Annotated in this window: 17 protein-coding genes; 7 read left to right on the forward strand and 10 right to left on the reverse strand. The window is 65.5% G+C overall.

Going from position 1 to position 18,415, the window contains the following annotated elements; all coding sequences use genetic code 11:
- Nucleotides 1-119 precede the first annotated feature (119 nt).
- The 3 genes from D4Q52_RS24060 to D4Q52_RS24070 all read right to left on the reverse strand — a co-directional run bounded on the left by D4Q52_RS24060 (nt 120) and on the right by D4Q52_RS24070 (nt 2,713).
- Nucleotides 120-587 (reverse strand): DUF992 domain-containing protein, encoded by a 468-nt coding sequence (locus D4Q52_RS24060; RefSeq protein ID WP_119859109.1) that lies wholly within the window; start codon nt 585-587, stop codon nt 120-122.
- 261 nt (nt 588-848) lie between these two features.
- Nucleotides 849-1,370, reverse strand: a complete 522-nt coding sequence (locus D4Q52_RS24065; RefSeq protein ID WP_119859110.1) for a DUF992 domain-containing protein — start codon at nt 1,368-1,370, stop codon at nt 849-851.
- A 140-nt stretch (nt 1,371-1,510) separates the two neighbouring features.
- Nucleotides 1,511-2,713 carry a pyridoxal phosphate-dependent aminotransferase gene (locus D4Q52_RS24070; RefSeq protein WP_119859111.1) on the reverse strand — a complete coding sequence of 401 codons (1,203 nt, stop codon included), beginning with the start codon at nt 2,711-2,713 and terminating at the stop codon, nt 1,511-1,513.
- Between the two features lie 192 nt (nt 2,714-2,905).
- On the opposite strand from D4Q52_RS24070, the gene D4Q52_RS24075 reads away from it, so the two are divergent.
- The 4 genes from D4Q52_RS24075 to D4Q52_RS24085 all read left to right on the forward strand — a co-directional run bounded on the left by D4Q52_RS24075 (nt 2,906) and on the right by D4Q52_RS24085 (nt 6,537).
- Complete coding sequence (locus D4Q52_RS24075; protein WP_119859112.1) at nt 2,906-4,153, forward strand: glycosyltransferase family 87 protein; 1,248 nt, start codon at nt 2,906-2,908, stop codon at nt 4,151-4,153.
- Nucleotides 4,154-4,315: 162 nt separating this feature from the next.
- Complete coding sequence (locus tag D4Q52_RS24080; RefSeq protein WP_119859127.1) at nt 4,316-4,969, forward strand: glutathione S-transferase family protein; 654 nt, start codon at nt 4,316-4,318, stop codon at nt 4,967-4,969.
- A 131-nt stretch (nt 4,970-5,100) separates the two neighbouring features.
- Entirely contained in the window at nt 5,101-5,280 is a 180-nt protein-coding gene (locus tag D4Q52_RS26310; protein ID WP_147407850.1) for a hypothetical protein, read from the forward strand.
- Nucleotides 5,281-5,361: 81 nt separating this feature from the next.
- On the forward strand, nt 5,362-6,537 hold the full coding sequence (locus tag D4Q52_RS24085; protein WP_119859113.1) for a PQQ-dependent sugar dehydrogenase: 1,176 nt from the start codon (nt 5,362-5,364) through the stop codon (nt 6,535-6,537).
- A 189-nt stretch (nt 6,538-6,726) separates the two neighbouring features.
- Here the strand turns inward: D4Q52_RS24085 and D4Q52_RS24090 are convergent, their stop codons facing one another.
- The 7 genes from D4Q52_RS24090 to D4Q52_RS24120 form a co-directional block, all read right to left on the reverse strand.
- Nucleotides 6,727-8,049 carry a TRAP transporter large permease gene (locus D4Q52_RS24090; protein ID WP_119859114.1) on the reverse strand — a complete coding sequence of 441 codons (1,323 nt, stop codon included), beginning with the start codon at nt 8,047-8,049 and terminating at the stop codon, nt 6,727-6,729.
- Nucleotides 8,050-8,061: 12 nt separating this feature from the next.
- Nucleotides 8,062-8,604, reverse strand: a complete 543-nt coding sequence (locus tag D4Q52_RS24095) for a TRAP transporter small permease subunit (protein WP_119859115.1) — start codon at nt 8,602-8,604, stop codon at nt 8,062-8,064.
- Between the two features lie 126 nt (nt 8,605-8,730).
- The gene (gene dctP / locus D4Q52_RS24100; protein ID WP_119859116.1) at nt 8,731-9,783 is read right to left on the reverse strand and encodes a TRAP transporter substrate-binding protein DctP; all 1,053 of its coding nucleotides are present in this window, start codon (nt 9,781-9,783) and stop codon (nt 8,731-8,733) included.
- 176 nt (nt 9,784-9,959) lie between these two features.
- Nucleotides 9,960-11,027, reverse strand: coding sequence for an SDR family oxidoreductase (locus D4Q52_RS24105; RefSeq protein ID WP_119859117.1), 1,068 nt, complete (start codon nt 11,025-11,027; stop codon nt 9,960-9,962).
- A gap of 143 nt (nt 11,028-11,170) precedes the next feature.
- Nucleotides 11,171-12,475, reverse strand: coding sequence for an FAD-dependent oxidoreductase (locus D4Q52_RS24110; RefSeq protein ID WP_119859118.1), 1,305 nt, complete (start codon nt 12,473-12,475; stop codon nt 11,171-11,173).
- On the reverse strand, nt 12,472-12,777 hold the full coding sequence (locus D4Q52_RS24115; protein ID WP_119859119.1) for a ferredoxin family protein: 306 nt from the start codon (nt 12,775-12,777) through the stop codon (nt 12,472-12,474). The genes D4Q52_RS24110 and D4Q52_RS24115 overlap by 4 nt, the downstream gene beginning before the upstream one ends.
- A gap of 74 nt (nt 12,778-12,851) precedes the next feature.
- Nucleotides 12,852-14,978, reverse strand: a complete 2,127-nt coding sequence (locus D4Q52_RS24120) for a molybdopterin-containing oxidoreductase family protein (protein WP_119859120.1) — start codon at nt 14,976-14,978, stop codon at nt 12,852-12,854.
- A gap of 229 nt (nt 14,979-15,207) precedes the next feature.
- Between D4Q52_RS24120 and D4Q52_RS24125 the strand changes: the two genes are divergently transcribed.
- The 3 genes from D4Q52_RS24125 (at nt 15,208) to D4Q52_RS24135 (ending at nt 18,174) form a co-directional block, all read left to right on the forward strand.
- A complete protein-coding gene (locus D4Q52_RS24125; protein ID WP_234831315.1) occupies nt 15,208-16,068 on the forward strand; it encodes an AraC family transcriptional regulator in 861 nt (286 codons plus the stop codon).
- A gap of 216 nt (nt 16,069-16,284) precedes the next feature.
- Nucleotides 16,285-17,127 (forward strand): lysophospholipid acyltransferase family protein, encoded by an 843-nt coding sequence (locus D4Q52_RS24130; RefSeq protein ID WP_119859122.1) that lies wholly within the window; start codon nt 16,285-16,287, stop codon nt 17,125-17,127.
- A gap of 105 nt (nt 17,128-17,232) precedes the next feature.
- The gene (locus D4Q52_RS24135) at nt 17,233-18,174 is read left to right on the forward strand and encodes an aldo/keto reductase (protein WP_119859123.1); all 942 of its coding nucleotides are present in this window, start codon (nt 17,233-17,235) and stop codon (nt 18,172-18,174) included.
- The last annotated feature ends 241 nt before the right edge of the window (nt 18,175-18,415 follow it).

Raw genomic sequence — 18,415 nt, forward strand, 5'->3', positions numbered from 1 at the left:
CTGGACGGTTGGCAAGCGGGAAAAATTACGTTGCTTCCATGACCGGCTTGAGCAGGATCAAGGACAACAACAAATCGTTGCTGCGGCGCAAGCGAGTTGCGCCGCAGCGAACTGATCAGTTAGCGACCCGGACGCAATTCGAGTTCTTGCAGACCGACCGCGACGTTGACGCCGGTCTGGCCTTGCAGACTGAGCGGCTGCAGCGCGATCGAATTCGACGAACCGCCGACCAGGACATTGGCGCCGGCGCCGACGCCGATCGCCGCCGAGCCCTGCGCGCCCGCGTAGTTGCCGGCGAGGTCGCCGGGGCCGAAGCGCTCGACCGGTGCGAACACCGCCCAGGCGAGCGCGGTTTGCTCAGTGATACCGATGTCGAGACCGATCTTGCGGACGGTCGCGACATACGGCGTGTCGGGGCGGCCGTTGACGCGCAGCACGCAACCGAGATTGGTCACCGAGCCGACGATGAAGCCCATGCTGGCGCCACCACGGCATTCCAGCACGCCGACCTGCACGCGGTTCTGAGCATGGGCGGCGCCGGCGATCAGCGAAGCGGCGATACCGAGCAGAAGCGAAATGCGGCGCATGAAAGATTTTCTCCAGTTCAACGTGATGCGGATAGTTTGCATAAAGTCTTGCGGATAGTTCGCGGATCCTGACGTCGCAGCTGTTGGCATACCGACAGATGACCAAAGTCATCGCTGCTGCAATTCAGGCGCAGCGGCCAGCATCTAGTCACAGCAATCGCAAATCTTCAATGACGGTTCCAGCAACGCGTGCGGCGCGCCGGACAAGAAAAAAGGGCCCGCGCGAGGCGGGCCCTTGGTCACGACGCGCGCGCGCCGCGATCAGCGGTGATGCCGATGATGACGCTTGTGCTTGCGATACTTGCGCGGCAGGTCGGCTGGGCGCAGCTGCACGTCGACGATGCCGGCCGTGGCGTTGAGGCCGGTCTGGCCCTGCAGGCTGAGCGGCTGCAACGCATACGCATTGCCCGAACCACCGACCAACAGGTTGCCGCCGAAGCCGACGCCGAACGAGGCGTTGGCGCCGACGCCGCCGAAGCTGCCGGCGAGATCGCCGCGACCGATCTGGCGGGTCGGGGCGTAGACGGCCCAGGCGAGGCCGGTGTTCTGGGTAAAGCCGAGGTCGACGCCGATCCGCTGCAGGTTGGCGATGTACGGCTCCGGACGACGGCCGTCGGACTTGAACACGCACTGCAGCTGGGTGGCCGAGCCGACCACGTAGCCGACGTTCGGGCCACCGGCGCATTCGAGCACGCCGACCTGCAGCCGCTCCTGCGCGCTCGCGCCGGTCACCGACGCGATCAGGCCGAGAGCTGCGACACCGAACAGTCTTGAGATGGACATTGAAAGAAACTCCGCATTTCAGGGATGAAGATTGCGGGGCGACAAGAAGGAACTGTCTTGGCCAAAACAAGGCAGTTCCAACACGCCGGAATGAATCCAGTGAATCTTGCCGATTTGTAATGAACGCGCCGTTGGCGCGTTCAGCGCAGATTGCCGCAGAAGCGCTGAATGCGCTTGCAGGCCTCTTCGAGGTCGGACGTCTTGGTGGCATAGGAGATGCGGAATGCCGGACCGAGGCCAAAGGCCGAGCCCTGCACGACCGCGACGCCTTCGGCTTCGAGCAGTTCGGTGACGAAGTCCTGATCGGTCTCGATCACCTTGCCGGACGGCGCGGTCTTGCCGATGGTGCCGGCACACGACGGATAGACGTAGAACGCGCCTTCCGGACGCGGGCATTCGACGCCCGCCGCCTGGTTCAGCATCGACACCACCAGATCGCGGCGCTCCTTGAACACCTTGTTGTGTGCGGCGATGAATTCCTGCGGACCGTTGAGCGCCTCGACGGCGGCCCATTGCGCGATCGACGACGGGTTCGAGGTCGACTGCGACTGGATCGTCGCCATCGCCTTGATCAGTTCCGCCGGGCCGCCCGCATAGCCGATGCGCCAGCCGGTCATGCAATACGACTTCGAGACGCCGTTCACCGTCAGGGTGCGATCGAACAGCCTGGGCTCGATCTGCGCCGGGGTGGTGAACTTGAAGTCGTCGTAAACGAGATGCTCGTACATGTCGTCGGTCATCACCCAGACGTGCGGATGCTTGACCAGCACGTCCGTCAGCGCCTTCAGCTCCTCACGGGTGTAGGCGGCGCCGGTCGGGTTCGACGGCGAGTTGAGGATGATCCACTTGGTCTTCGGCGTGATCGCCGCTTCCAGTGCAGTCGGCTGCAGCTTGAAGCCGAACTCGGCGGTGCACACCACCGGCACGCTCTCGCCGCCGGCAAGCGCCACCATCTCCGGATAGCTGACCCAATACGGCGCCGGGATGATCACCTCGTCGCCCGGATTGATGGTGGCGACCAGCGCGTTGTACAGCACCTGCTTGCCGCCGGTGCCGACGATCACCTGGTTGGGCTTGTAGGTGAGGCCGTTCTCGCGCTGAAACTTGTCGATGATCGCCTGCTTCAGCTCCGGAATGCCGTCGACAGCGGTGTATTTGGTCTTGCCGGCTTCGATCGCATGGATCGCCGCCAGCTTGATGTTGGCCGGAGTGTCGAAGTCCGGTTCGCCGGAGCCGAGCCCGATGATGTTGCGGCCCGCCGCTTTCAGCTCACGTGCCTTGTCCGTGACCGCGATGGTCGCGGACGGCTTCACACGATCGAGCGCGGTGGACAGGAACGACATCGTCTTCTCCTTGCAGCCGTCATGAGCCGGCGGAAGGCGCGACTCTTCGGTTTTTGACGGGGATGTCCTACACTAAGCGGCAGGCCGTTGCATCGCAAGACGCTTGCGCCGACCAGTCGAACATACCGGCAGGTTCAGGAAGGCTTAAAGCGCCCTCGCTAGGGTGCGCCGACTCCTTGCGCACGAGCCCAAATGTCCGAACTCTGGCAGCGATTTGCGACCGGCAGCTGGCTGACCCGCGAGCGCCTCCAGGTGTACAGCCTGCTGATGGGTGGCATCTGCGTGGCCGGGATGATTGGCTGGGTTGCGCTGTCGGACGGGCTGATCGACCGTAACGGCAAGCCGCTCGGCACCGATTTCTCCAGCTTCTATGCGGCCGGTTCGCTGGTGCTCGAGGGCAAGGCCAGCGCGGCTTACGACCTGGGAATCCACTATGCACGCCAGCAGCAGCTGTTCGGCACCGCCACGCCGTATTACGCCTGGCCGTATCCACCGTTCTTCCTGTTCATCGCGGCGCCGTTGGCCGTGCTGCCCTATTGGCTGGCGCTCGTAGTCTGGCAGGCGGCCAGCTTCGCCTTCTACCTGACGGTGATCGGCACCATCCTGCGACGGGCCCGCGCCGGCGCCGCCGCTTGGGTCTGGCTGGCGCCGGCGGCGGTATTTCCGGCGGTGTTCGTCAATCTCGGCCATGGCCAGAACGGCTTTCTCACGGCGGGGCTGTTCGGCGCCGCGCTGTGCGCGCTGCGCGCGCGCCCCATCCTCGCCGGCATCCTGTTCGCCATGCTGGCCTATAAACCGCAATTCGCCGTGGTGATCCCGCTGGCGCTGCTGGCCGACGGGCGCTGGCGGACCATCGTCTCAGCCATCCTGGCTGTCGCCGCTCTGGCGGCAGCGACCACGCTGGCGTTCGGCCTGGAGATCTGGCCGGCATTTGCGGCCTCGACCGAAGCGTTCCGCAAGCTGTTGCTGGAGCAGGGCGAGGTTGGCTTCGAGAAGATGCAGAGCGCCTTCGCGGCGATCCGGATGTGGGGCGGCAGCTTGTCGCTGGCCTATGGGGTGCAGACCGCCCTGTCGCTGACGGTCATCGCCAGCACCATGTGGGCGTGGCGACGATGCGAGGATTTCGACGTGAAGGCTGCCGTGCTGGTGCTCGCGACCCTGCTGGCCTCCCCGCACACGCTCGACTACGACCTGATGCTGCTCGGCCCGGCGATCGCCTTCATGGTGAGCGCCGGCTATAATCACGGTTTCCGTCGTTACGAAGTCTCGCTGTTGGCGGGGGCCTGGGTCACACCGCTGCTGGCGCGCAGCGTCGCGGGCGCCGTGGCCATCCCGCTCGGCCTGCTGGTCACGCTGGCGTTGCTGGCGCTGGCGCTGCGCCGAGCGATCGATGCGAGTGCCACAGCGACCGAAGATCACCGCGAAATCGCGCAGGTGTGAGCGCAGAGCCTGCGCGGAAAGCAGCGCCGCAATTGATGCGTCGCAGCAGCGCTGGACTTTTTCCAACCCCGGGGTCTTGCGAGCCGCCGCTATCGGCATCATTGTTTGGCCGCGTTCGGGTCGGCAGATGCCCGGACAACGAAGGCGAGCGAAACGACCGAGATGTACAAGCTCTATTCGATGCAGCGCTCCGGCAACAGCTACAAGGCCCGCCTGGCTCTGGCGTTCCTGGATGCTCCGTATCGTTGCATCGAGGTTGACATCCTGCGCGGCGAAAGCCGCACGCCGGATTTCCTCTCCAAGAATCCGAGCGGCCAGGTACCGCTGCTGGAAGTCGCACAGGGCCGCTATCTGGCAGAGTCCAACGCCATCCTCTGGTATCTGGCTGTCGGCACCTCGCTGGCCCCTGATACGAGGATGGACCGCGCCGAAGCCCTGCAATGGATGTTCTTCGAACAGCATGCGCTGGAGCCGAATATCGGCTCGGCGTATTTCTGGCTGTGCCTGGTCAAGGGCGGCCGCGATCTGCAGACCCACGCGCTGGAAGACTGGTTGGAGCGCGGCTACGCGGCGCTGCAGGTGATGGAAAATCACCTGAAGACTCATGATTACTTCGCGGCCGGTCAGCTCACCATCGCCGACATCGCGCTGTACGGATACACTCACGTGGCCGACCAATGCGACTTCGACTTGTCGACGTTCCCGTCCGTGAACGCCTGGCTGCGGCGCGTGGAACAGTCTCCGGGCTTCGTCACAATGGACTGGACGCCCGCCCCAGCGCCGTTAAGCCACGCCGATTTCGCCGCCGAAGCGTAGCCGAGACCGCAATCGGGCGGTCATTCTGCCGTCTTTTCGACACGATTGACCGGCTGGCGCCCCATAAACGCCTGCAATCGCTTACAAATTCTCGTCGCACGGTGATTCGCCCCTGCTGCGAGGATTTGGTCATGTTTCGGTCGTCCGGCCATGAGGCCGGCTTCGTTCCGCGTTCAACGCCGTTTGGTTCACTCCGGTTGATGCGCGCCGTCGCGGCGTCGCTCGCCGCTGCCGTGGTCGTGCTCAGCGTCATCCTGCTGCTGGCCGTCGCCTCGACCGAGGCGAGCATGGCAATGCCATTCTCACTCTGAGCTGCGCTTTCGAACATCCGCGCCGTCGGCGAGTTACGTCGGCGTGCGCTGCATCTGCTTTGCTGGTGTGTGGAGGCCCTGATGAAGGCACTGCTGGTCTGGGTCTCCGGTTCGCTGACGGCGGCCACGGTGATCATCGCGTCGTTCCTGATCGCCACCAAGAGCAGCGGCGAGCCGACTTCCTTCACCTCCTCGGCAGGTTCGCTGGCGGTCAAGACCTTCGCCGAGAACCTGGCCTATCCGTGGGGACTGGCATTCCTGCCGGAGGGCCGCGCGTTGGTGACCGAACGCCCCGGGCGAATGCGCGTTGTGTCGTCGCAGGGCGCGCTATCGCCACCCATTAGCGGCGTGCCAGAAGTCTGGGCCGCCGGCCAAGGCGGCCTGCTCGACGTCGTCACCGACAAGGACTACGCGACCAACCGCACCATCTACTTCTGCTACTCCGAGCGCACTACCGACGCTGGACGCAGCGGCGGCCGCACCGCCGTCGCACGCGCAGCGCTGAAGGAGGGCGACGCCCCGGCGCTCGAGGGCCTCAAGGTGATCTTCCGCCAGGACGGCCCGCTGTCGAGCGGCAATCACTACGGCTGCCGGATCGCTCAAGGCGCCGGCGGCAATCTCTACGTCACCCTCGGCGAGCATTTCAGCGGCCGCGACGAGGCGCAGAACCTCGGCAATCACCTCGGCAAAATCGTCCGGATCGCACCGGACGGCAGCGTGCCCAGGGACAATCCGTTCGTGGGCCGCGACGGCGCCAGGCCGGAGATCTGGAGCTGGGGCCACCGCAACGCGCAGGCGCTCGCCTTCAACCCCGTCGACGGCAAATTGTGGGAGATCGAGCACGGCCCACGCGGCGGTGACGAGGTCAACATCATCGGCGCCGGCAAGAACTACGGCTGGCCCGTGATCGGCTACGGCATCGACTACTCAGGCGCCAAGATCCACGAGGCGACGGCCAGGCCCGGCATGGAGCAGCCGGTCAAATACTGGGTTCCGTCGATCGCGCCGTCCGGCATGGCGTTCTACACCGGCAAGTTGTTTCCGAAATGGAGCGGCAGCCTGTTCACCGGCGCGCTCGCCGGCAAGATGCTGGTGCGGCTGACACTGTCCGGCGACAAGGTCACCGGCGAAGAGCGGCTGCTGCAGCCGCTCAATGAACGCATCCGCGACGTCCGCCAGGGCCCCGACGGCGCGATCTGGCTGCTCACCGACAACGCCGCCGGCCGCATCCTGCGCGTCACGCCGGCGAGCCAGTAGTTAGTCCCCAGCCCAATAATCGGTCTCTCCAGTAGTCACTGACCTCCCCGCCGTCATGCCCGGCCTTGTGCCGGGCATCCACGCCTTGCTGACTGGAACGCAGAAAAGGCGGGGATGGCCGGGCCTTCGCCGCGCCGAAGCGGCTTCGGCCGCGCAGGCGGGACAAGCCCGGCCATGACGCGATGCTGATCAGCGCGGCATCCCGAAGAACAGGTTCGGGAAGAACAGCGCGATCTGCGGCAGCATGATCACGATCAGCACGCCGAGGAACGTCACCAGCGCATAGGGAATGACCGACCAGTAGATGTCGCCCATCGTCACCTCGGGCGGCGCCACCGCCTTCAGGTAGAACAGATTGAAGCCGAACGGCGGCGTCATGTAGCCGATCTCCATCATCATGATGAAGATGACGCCGAACCACACCGGATCCCAGCCATAGAGCTGCACCACCGGCATGAACACCGGCAGCGTAATCAGCATGATGCCGACCGGATCCAGCACCATGCCGAGCAGCAGCAGCACCGCCAGGATGAAGATCAGTGCGCCCCATTCGCCGCCGGGCACCTGCGACACCAGATGGTTCATCAACTCGTTGGCGCCGAGCGTGGTGTAGGCGGTCGAGAAGGCGTGCGCGGCGAACAGGATCCACATGATCAGCGCGGTCAGCCGCAACGTCTGCATCGCCGAATCCGACAACACCGCGTATGTCAGCTTGCGATGCACCGCGGAGGCAATCAACGCGCCGAACACGCCGAGCGCTGCGGCCTCGGTCGGCGTCGCAAAGCCGCCGAAGATCGAGCCGAGCACCAGCAGCACGATCAGGATCGGCAGCGCCACGGCCTTCAGCGTGCTCAGCTTCAGCCGCCAGTCGCCGCGCTCTTCCGGCGGCAGCGCCGGCGCCAGTGACGGCTGCAGCCAGGCGCGCACGATGATGTAGATCGTCACCAGCACCACGAGCAGAATGCCGGGGCCGATGCCCGAGGCGAACAGCCGGCCGACCGAGACTTCGATCAGCATCGCGTACAGCACCATCAGGATCGACGGCGGCACCAGCACGCCCCAGCCGCCGCCGGCGTTGATGGCGCCGATCGCCAGCTTCTTGTCGTAGCCGCGCTCCAGCATACGCGGCAGCGCGATCGCCCCCATCGTCACCACCGCGGCGCCGCTGATGCCGCTCATCGCCGCGAAGATCGCACAGATCATCACGGTGCCGATCGCCAGCCCGCCGCGCATCGCGCCGAACCAGACGTGCATCATCCGGTAGAGATTCTGCGCGACGCCGGACTTTTCCAGCAGCATCGCCATGTAGACGTACATCGGGATGGCGATCAGCGTGAAGTTCGTCATCGAGTCCCAGAATTTGGACGCGACGATGTAGAAGCCGACCGGCCCCATGGCGAAGTACAGAAAGATCACCGAGATGCCGCCGAGCGTGAACACCAGCGGCGTGCCGATGAACAGGAACACCAGCAGCGAACCGAAGAACAGGAAGGTCAGAAGCTCGACAGACACGAGATCGCCCGATCAGTGAGAGGAAGCGTCGCCGGCCTGCTTGCCGAACGTGGCGGGATCGTTGTCGAGACCGGCGAGCGTGCGGACATCGGACGCGATCCGCACCAGCCCCTGCAGCAGCAGCAGCACGCCGGCGATCGGGATCGCCAGTTTGACGGGCCAAATATATGGATTCCAGAGACTCGACGAGGTCTCGAGCTTGGCGGCCGACTCCCATGCCATGTCGGCGCTCTGCCAGATCAGCACGGCGAGGAAGATGAAGAACAAGAACGAGGTGGCGAGATCCACCCTCGCCTTCTGCGCGCGGCTGAACCTGCCGTAGAAGATGTCAACGTTGACATGCGCCCGCTCGGCGAGCAGATAGCCGCCCGCCACCACCGCGTAGACGCCGAAGATCAGTTGCGCGAACTCCGAGGTCCAGATCGCCGCGCTGCCGACCACGTAGCGCATGATCACGTCGGCCATCAGCAGTACGAAGATCGGCACGATCAGCCATGCGGCAATCCGTGCGACCCAGTAATTGAGCCGGGTAATAGCGGCGGCAATCTTCAACATAAGGTGACTTTCATGGCTCGGCACGCGGCGCCGAGCGGAGCGCGCGATGCCCGGCCCGGCCCGATCCGTCCGGTCGTGGTGCGGCAAGAACGGATGCTGCTGCGTTTCACGGCAGAGAACGACAGCTCAGACGTAGCCGAGGTCCGACATCAGCTTCGACAGGGCGGTGCCGCCTTTGGCGGCGATCTCGCCCTTCGCGGTCTCCTTCTGCAGAATCGTCTTCGACGCTTCGGCGAACTTCGCCAGCACTTCGTCGGGGAATCTCACCACCTCGACATTCATCTTGGCGCGACCGGTGGCAAGCGCCATCGCCTCCTGGTGCTGATACTCGACCGAACGCAGGAAGTAACGTTCCTCGATCAGTGACAGCAGCTGCAGCTTGAGATCCGGCGGCAGCTTGTCGAGCGCAGCCACATTGATGATCCAGGCGTCGTTGGTGATGCCGAGAGCCGGCTTCATGTGGAACGGCGCGACTTCCCAGAACTTCATCGACAGCGCGCCGACCGCGGCGCCCCAATGCGCGCCGTCGACCACGCCGGTCGAAATCGCCTGATAGATCTCGGGACCGGCGACCTGTTGCGGTGAGGCGCCGGCGGCGGCGAAATACTCGAGCATCGAGCCGGCAGATCGAATCTTCAGCGAGGCGAGCTCGGCGGCCGAGCTGATCTTGCGCTTCAGCACGACTTCGGTCGGATAGGCTTTCTCGGCGAAGATCAACACCCCTTTCGGCTTCAGCTCTTCATTGACCAGCTTCTCGACGCCGAGATTCTTGGTGAAGTGCATCATCTCCCAAGGCTCGCGCAGCGTGCCGGGAACGCCGTACAGCAAGCCCATCGCCTGCGCCTCACCGAGAATATAAGCCGGCGATATCGTGCCCATCTGCACCACGCCGCGGCGCACAACGTTGTAGATCTCGCGGTCTTTTGCGATCTCGCCGGCGCCGAACGTCTCGAGCGTGAAGCGGCCGTCGGTGCGCACGGCAAGCTCCTTGGCGAGCGCGCCGAGACTGTCGTTGAACGAGCCGGACGCCTTCGGCCAATGCGCCTGCACCTTCCAGCTGACCTTCTGCTGCGCCAGTGCCGGACCAATCAGCGCCGGTGCCGCCGCTGCGACGAGCGCGCCCTTGAGAATGCTGCGACGGTTCTTGCTGATCGAGCCTGGCACGCGTTTCTCCCTCATCTTGTTGTTGTCCTGATTGGACCATGCGGGAAATACAACAGTCAACGCGCCAACGCTGCTTGCTCGCAGCGACGATGTCGCAGCTACCTGCGCGGTTAGGTCGCGATGTGTCCGCCACCGGACCAACCGCCGCGCGAATGTCGCACCGCACCCTGCGCCTGAGCGTGGCGCCAGACCTATGACGGAATCAATTTTTCAGCGCGCAATCGCTCGAACAGATCGAAGAAGCTGTCGTCGGTCGCCTGATAGTCGAGAAAGCCGAGCTTGCGGCTCTTGCTCATGTCGGTGACGACTTCGATCGGCCGGCCGAGATCGGCATCGGTGTGCCAAGCCGAACTCAGCACGCTGAGATCGGCTTCGGCGAGCCGATACTTGGCGGCGATCTCGCGCCAGATCGGCGCGGCGTCGGCGAGCTGCTGCTCGAGTGGAACGCCTTCGCCCGGAAACGGCGCAGGCGTCAGGCCGAAGTAATCGGCGATGCGGCTCCACATCCAGCTCCAGCGGAAGACGTCGCCATTGACGACGTTGAACGCCTGGTTACGCGCCGCCTCGGTGGTCGACGCCCATTCCAGATGGCGCGCCAGCAGCCGCGCGTCGGTCATGTCGGTGAGGCCGTTCCACTGCGCGGCCGAGCCGGGAAACAGGAACGGCCGGCCGGTCTCCTTGCAGATCGTGGCATACACCGCCAGCGTCACGCCCATGTTCATCGCGTTGCCGACCGCGTAGCCGATGATGGTGTGCGGCCGGTGCACGGTCCAGCCGAAGCCGTCGCGCTTGGCAGCGGCGAACACTTCATCCTCCTGGGCGTAGTAGAAATTCTCCAGATCGAGCCGCGGCTGGTCTTCGCGAAACGGCGTCGCCGGCAGCTTGCCTTTGCCATAGGCCTCGAACGGGCCGAGATAGTGCTTGAGCCCGGTGACCAGCGCGACGTGCTGCACCGACCCCGCCGGCGACAGCGCGTCCAGCAGGTTGCGCACCATCGCGCCGTTGACGCGGATATTCTCGGCCTCGGTGCTCTGACGCAGCCAGGTGGCGAGAAAGACATGGCTCGGGCGTAGATCCTTCAGCGCGGCCTGCAGCGCCGCGGCATCGAGCAGATCGGCGGCCACCGGAATGACGCCCTCGAGATGCTGCGGCGGGCGCCGCGCCAGGCCATGGATTTGCCAGCCCTGCTTGTGCAGATGCTGCGCGAGATTGTTGCCGACGATGCCGCTGGCACCGACGATGAGCGCTGAATGTGCCATGGTCGCCTTTCGCTGCTGAACCGTTCAGATAGGCACCAGCAACGCCGAGCGCCAATCAACGTTCAGTGCGATGTGTGGAAGCTGCCAAACGCCTCGCGCAGGCTGGGCAGCCTCGGACGCTGGGACCGATCCAAGCGAGAGCGTCAAGATGCGGCGTCGAGCGCGGCGATCATCTCGGAAACGCTGACGAATTTCTCGCGCAGCCGGCCGCTGCGGGCCCCTTGCCGCTTCTCGGCGGCATCGATCGCGGTCCAGTCCTGGTAACTCACCAGCCGCGCAACGCGCTGGCGCAGCCGTGCCAGCAAGGCGTCGGGATCGCCGGCGCGCTGCGGCGCGCGCGTGGAAAGGTCGGCGAGGACCGCCTCGATGGTCGCGAGGCTGCAGGCGCGGTTGGTGCCGATGGTGCCGCTCGGGCCACGTTTGCTCCAGCCGCAGACGTAGAGACCGGTCACGACCTCGTTGCCATTGGCGGCGCGTCCGCCGACATTGGCGTGCACGCCGCGCTGCTCATCATAAGGCACACCGGCGATCGGGGCGGTGCGCCGGCCGATGCTGCTGAAGACGGCGCCGCAGGCGATCTGCTGCGCTGCGCCACCCTGACCGGCAAAGCGGATCGCTTCGACACGCTGCTCGCCGTCGATCGCGATCGGCAACAGGCCAAAGCGGAAGATGCAGCGCCGCGGCTTGGCGGGCGTTTGCGCCGCGAAGGTGCGCAGTAGTGCCAGCTTCTCGGCTCGCTCCGGATCGTCGGTCGTCTCGGGCAGATCGGCGAGGTCGCGCGGATCGACCAAGGCGCCGCATTGCGCGAGGTCAAGAAAGTCGCGCAGTTCTTTGGCGCCGAACTTGGCCTGCGCCGGCCCGCCGCGGCCGACGACATGGACTTCGCGGACGCGGCTCTCGGCCAGCGCCTCGAGCGCGTGCGCGGCAATGTCGGTGTGGCGCAATTCGTCGGCGGTCTTCGACAGGATGCGGGCGACGTCGAGCGCGACGTTGCCGTGGCCGATGATGGTGGCGACCTCGTGGCTGAGATCGAAGCGGTGGTCGCGATGATCGGGATGGCCGTTGTACCAGGCGACGAAATCACCGGCGGAATAACAGCCCGGCAGCGTCTCGCCCGCAATGCCGAGCGGCCGGCTGAGATCGGCGCCGGTCGCCAGCACCACGGCGTCATAGGCCGCGCGCAGGTCGCCGATCGCCACGTCGTCGCCGACGCTGACGCCGCCGACGAAGCGAAAGCCGGGCAGCGCCGCGATCTTGTCGAAGGTGATGCTGACCAGCTTGAGCTTGGGATGATCGGGCGCCACGCCGTAGCGCACCAGGCCGTACGGCACCGGCAGTTGCTCGAACATGTCGACGGCGATCGGCACGCCGGAGCGCAGCAACGCCTCGGCCGCGTAGAAGCCGCTCGGACCACTGCCGACAATGGCAATTTGAAACGGGGCGCTCATCGTCCGAGCGCGACCTTGCGTTCGTCGGCGCCGGGCAGCGGCGGCAGCCGCGCAGTGATCACCGGCGTTTCGGCGACGCGCTTGCGGTTGACGGCGATCCAATACTTCTTGTCGGCGGCCAGCCGATAGTCCGGCTCGATCGCGCCGACCGGGCACGCCGGCACGCAGCCGCCGCAATCGATGCAGTTCTCCGGGTCGATATAGGTCATGCTGCCGTCGAGGTGGAAACACTCGACCGGGCACACTGTCACGCATTCGGTGTAGCGGCAGCCCTTGCAATTATCAGTCACGACGTGGGTCATCGTCGAAATTCCAGTGGTGAGACAAGACAACAGCCGACGCCGCGCGGCGTCGGCCTCGATCGGCGAGAGCCGAGCTACATCCGCCCGACCTGCACCAGCACGTCGGAGAACGTCGGTGCGCGGCCGAGATCGGCGAAGGCCGGCGGCGTCAAGGCGTGCACCGTGGCGCCCTTGCGGTTGGAGCGCTGCCAATAGCCGGACGGCGCCACCACGACGCCCGCCATCACGTCGGCCGACACCGTCGCATAGGCTTCGAACGAGCCGCGATCGTTGAACACGCGGATCGGCGCGCCGGCTTCGATGCCGCGATGCGCCGCATCGTCGGGATTGAGGATCACCGCCTGCTCCTCGCCGGCCTGCGCGGTCTGCGCCGGCAGATTGCCGTAGTTGGAGTTGAGGAAGGCGTGGCTCTTCGGCGAGATCAGGCTGAGCGGATAGCGCTCGGCCAGCTGCGGCGCGGTGCGGGCGCTTTCGTTGGGCGAGATGTAGTGCGGCAGCGGATCGACCGGCGTCGCGTCCTGATCGCCATTGTAGCCTTGACGGAACAGCGGCACGACAAAATTGCCGCCGCCGGTGATGGTCGACTTGAACTCGCACTTGCCGGTCGCGGTCGGGAAGTTGCCTTCGCGATGCGGCGCCCAATCGGCTGGCGCCGGCATGTTGAGCCGCGCATAGCCCTTCGCCTTGAGGTCGTCGAGCGTGATGCCTTCGAGCACCGGATTGCTCCAGTCCAGCGAGGCTTCGATCATCTCGTCGTCGCTGCGATAGAAGGCCGGGTCGGTGATACCCATCGCCTTGGCGAGACGCCGGAACAGCTCGGTGTTCGGCACCGCCTCGCCGAGCGGCTCGATCGCCTGATTGTTGTACGACAGATAGAGATGCCCCCAGGAGAACATGATGTCCTTCTGCTCGAGCTGGGTGGTCGCCGGCAGCACGATGTCGGCGTACTTCGCGGTGTCGGTGATAAAGTGATCGCTGACCACCGTGAACAGGTCCTCGCGCTCCAGCCCCTTCTCGATCTTGTCCTGCTCGGTGACCATCGCCATCGGGTTGGCGTTGTAGACGAACATCGCCTTGATCGGCGGATCGAAGCCGAGTTCGCCGTTGAGCGCGCGGCCGAGCCGCCACGAATTGAGCACGCGCATATTTTCGGGCGCGAGTTCGGGCCGCATCAAGACTTCCCACTTCACCGGGAAGGCCCAGATCGGCAGCTGCAAAAGCCCGCCGCCGACGTGTTTCCAGGCGCCGATCAGCGCCGGCAGGCAGGCGATCGCCCGCACCGTCTGGCCGCCGCCGGCGTGGCGCTCGACCGCGACGCCGATCCGCACCACCGCCGGCGGCGTCGTGGCGTATTCGCGCGCCAGCTTGAGGATGTCCTCGACCGGAATGCCGGTCTCCTGTGACGCAAATTCCGGCGTGTAGGTGGCGGCGCGCTCCACCAGTTCGTCGTAGCCGACCGTGTATTTGTCGATGTAATCGCGATCGACCAGATTCTCCTTGATGATGACGTGGATCATCGCCAGCGCCAGCGCCGCGTCGGTGCCGGGACGGATCGGGATGTGCCAATCGGCCAGCCGCGCCGTGCGTGTCTTCACCGGGTCGATCACTACCAGCTTGGCGCCGTTCTTCTTGGCCTGCTCGATGAACGGCCAGTGATGCGAGTTGGTGCTGAGCGTGTTGCAGGCCCAAAGAATGATGTACTTCGAGTGCACGAAACTCTCGGGATCGACGCCCGGCGTGTGGCCGATCGTCATCATATAGGCGGTGCACGAGCCGGAATCGCAGAACGTCCGCTCCAGGACGGTGGCGCCGAGCTTGTTGAATAGCGGGTCGCCGACATTGAGGCCGTTGATGACGCCCTGCGTGCCGAGATAGCTGTAGGGCAGGATCGCCTGTGGGCCGTCTTCGGCGATGATCTTTTTCCAGCGCGACGCGATGGTGTCGATCGCCTCGTCCCAGCTGATGCGCTGGAATTGCTTGCTGCCCTTGGGCCCGACCCGCTTCATCGGGTAGAGCACGCGCTTGTCGCTGTAGACGCGCTCTTCGTAGTTGTTGACCTTGACGCACAGCCGGCCGCGCGTGAACGGATGATCGGGATTGCCGCGCACCGCGATCGCCTTGCCGTCCTCGACCGTGGTGAGGATCGAGCAGGTGTCGGGGCAATCGTGCGGGCAGGCGCCTACGACGGTGGTCCGGGCCATGTGTCTCCTCCGTGTGCACGTTCAGAACCTGCGCAAGGATGCGGCACCCGGCGCCACGTTGCTTTTCCAATCCTGCTTGGTTGTTTTCCAAATCTGCCGTGGACGGCAGCCCCCGTCCGTGGCATGGTAATTGCTTACCTGGACTGCTCTTGCCTGCACTCGCGTCAATCTGTGGAGATTCACGATGGGGATGCTCGGCAATTCTGTCGACAAATATGTCAACGGCAGAATGCTCCAGACTTCGAACGACCGGCGCTGGTCCAACCTGCTGGCGGAGAGATGGAGCCACGAATCCGGCGACCTACCGTCGCTCCTGCCGCGCGACACCGAAATTGCCGTGCTGCTGCGCGGCTCGTCGGTGGTCGACCGCGAAGGCGCCGGGATGCGGCAGCGGACCCATGGCCGGCGCGGCACGGTGTGGCTGTGCCCGGCGGGAATCCGCGAGGATTTCATCCGGGTCGAGAGCCCGATGCACGAGTGCCTGCACATCTTCCTGCCCGGGCGGCCGTTCGAGGACACCATGCTGCAGGACATGGACATCGATCCGGCCGGCATCGCGATCCGCTACGAGGCGATCGACCACGACATCTTCATCGAGCACGTCGCCGACCGCATCCTTCAGGAGCTCACGCACGAATCCTCGACCGGGCGCCTGCTGATCGAGAGCCTCGGCCGCGCGCTGTCGGCGCATCTCGTGCACAGCTATGCCGACACCGCCGTTCGGCTGAGGCAAACGCAGGGCAGCAACCGGCCGCTCGATGCGCGACGCCTGGCGCGCGTCACCGATTTCATCAGCACGTCGGCCGAGCGCGACTTCAGCGTCAACGATCTCGCCTCGATCGCCTGCATGAGCCCGGCGCATTTTTCACGCAGCTTCAAGGCCGCGACCGGCTGCGCGCCGCACGAATATGTCAGCCGGCAGCGGCTCGATCTCGCCAAGCGCATGCTCGCCACCGACCGCCAGTCGCTCGCCGAGATCGCCTATGCGACGGGATTTTCGTCGCAAGCCAATTTCAACCGCGCCTTCCGCAAGGCGGTCGGCACCACGCCGCGACTGTATCGGGCGCAGCATCGCAACACGCTGACGTAGCGCGGTCAGGCGGCGAAGATCAGCGGCGACATGATGCGCCGGCAAAGCCGAATCGCATGCGCGATCGGTCGGCTGCGTCACCGCCATGTAACAAACTACCGATAGGTTAATGCTGCGTTTGATCGTGACCCCCCGTCGCCGATCAGCGTCCCCAGCGGTCCCCGTCAGTCGCCGCGTCTGACCGGGGCCGCACCTTTTTGAGCGGACGATATTGCGATGATCCGTTTTGTCCTGGTAATTGCCTGCGTGGTGCCGCTGACGCTGGCGCTGCTTCCCTTGCATATCTTGGCGCTGCGCTACGGCTGGCGCATTCAGCGCAGCATCCCGCATCTGTATCACCGCATCGTCTGCCGGTTGATCGGCGTTCGCATCCGTCAGGTCGGTCGCCGCAGCGGCACCGGCCCGGTGCTGATCCTCGCCAATCACGTCTCCTGGCTGGATATCTGTGTGATCTCCGCGATGGCGCCGGTGTCGTTCGTCGCCAAGAGCGAGGTCGCCGGCTGGCCGGTGTTCGGCGCGCTGGCGAAGTGGCAGCGCACCGTGTTCATCGATCGCCAGGCCCGTCACCGCACCGGCGCGGCAACCGCCGAGATCGGCACGCGGCTCAAGGCCGGCGAAGCCATCGTGCTGTTCGCCGAGGGGACTTCAAGCGATGGCAGCCGCGTGCTGCCGTTCCGCTCGGCGCTGATCGGCGCGGTACATCACGCGCTCGGCGACGACAGCGACACCACGGTCGGCGTGCAGCCGATGGCCGTGACCTACACCGGCTTCGGCGGCCTGCCGATCGGCCGCGAGTTGCGCGATCGCGTGGCGTGGTACGGCGACGCCGAACTGATCCCGCATTTCATCGGCCTGCTGTCGGCCGGCGCAATCGACGTCACCGTGAGCTGGGGCGAGCCGATCCTGCACACGTCCGATCGCAAGGCGATCGCGCGCGACGCCGAAACGTCGGTGCGGCGGATGTGCGAAGCCGCGCGCCGCGCCGGCATGCAGGGCGCGATCGCGCCGCGGCCCGGTGTTGCGGCGCCGCAAGCTGGCGCGCAATTCGAACCGGCCTGAACTCGGCGCAGCTGCGACGCGCAGGGCTGGCGAGCGTTGGCCGCCTTGCTCCGGCGCGCCACGCGGGCCACAATCGGCGCTCTCGCGGCTCGCACAGGACACATCATGCAACTTCGTAATCTCGGCGGCAGCGGCCTGCGCGTGTCGCTGGTCGGCCTCGGCTGCAACAATTTCGGCCAGCGCACCGATCCCGACACCTCGAAGAAGGTGATCTACAAGGCGATCGATCTCGGCATCACGCTGTTTGACACCGCCGACATCTATGCGGGCCAGGGCGGCTCCGAAACCGTGCTCGGCAACGTTCTGGGCGATCGCCGCAAGGACATCGTGCTGGCGACCAAATTCAGCAAGCCGATGGCCGCCGACGGCAGCAAGCAGGGCGCGTCGCGGCGCTACATCGTCGCCGCCGTCGAGGCCAGCCTGACGCGGCTGAAGACCGACTACATCGATCTGTATCAGCAGCACGATTACGATCCGCTGACGCCGATCGACGAGACGCTGCGCGCCCTCGACGACCTGATCCGCGCCGGCAAGGTGCGCTATATCGGCAATTCCAACTTCCCGGCCTGGCGCATCGCCGAGGCCGAATACGTTGCGCACGCGCTCGGCACCCATCGCTACGTGTCGTGCCAGGACGAATACAGCCTCGTCGTCCGCGACATCGAAAAGGACCTGCTGCCGGCCGCGCAAGAATACAAGCTCGGCCTGTTGCCGTTCTTCCCGCTCGCCAGCGGCTTGCTCACCGGCAAGTATCAGCGTGGCGCCGAGATCGCCGCCAACACCCGCTTTGCCAAAATGCCGGCGATCCGCGACCGCTACTTCACCGAGGCCAATCTCGACATAGTCGACAAGCTCAAGGCGTTCGCCGACGCCCGCGGCAAATCGTTGCTGGATCTCGCCTTCTCGTGGCTCGCCGGTCGCCCGCAAGTCTCCAGCGTCATCGCCGGCGCCACCAGCCCCGAGCAGATCGAGCAGAACGTCAAGGCGGCAAGCTGGCAGCTCACGCCGGAGGAGATGGCGGAGATCGATACGATCACCAAGAGTTAGCATCGCCGCGCCCGTCCTCGCCCCACCACCGTCATTCCGGGGCGCGCGCACCTTGCGCGCGAACCCGGAATCCCGAAGCGTCCTGCGCTACCGCCTTCCGCCCCAACATCGAGATTCCGGGTTCGCACCATCGGGCCGGCAAGGGCCGACCCGATGGTGCGCCCCGGAATGATGGGGTGGACGGCCCCCGAACGGCATCGATGTGCCAGACTGAGGTTGTCGTAACTTCAGACGAGGGAGC

Source organism: Rhodopseudomonas palustris (assembly GCF_003591005.1).
In the GTDB taxonomy this organism is placed as follows: Bacteria; Pseudomonadota; Alphaproteobacteria; order Rhizobiales; family Xanthobacteraceae; genus Rhodopseudomonas; species Rhodopseudomonas palustris_K.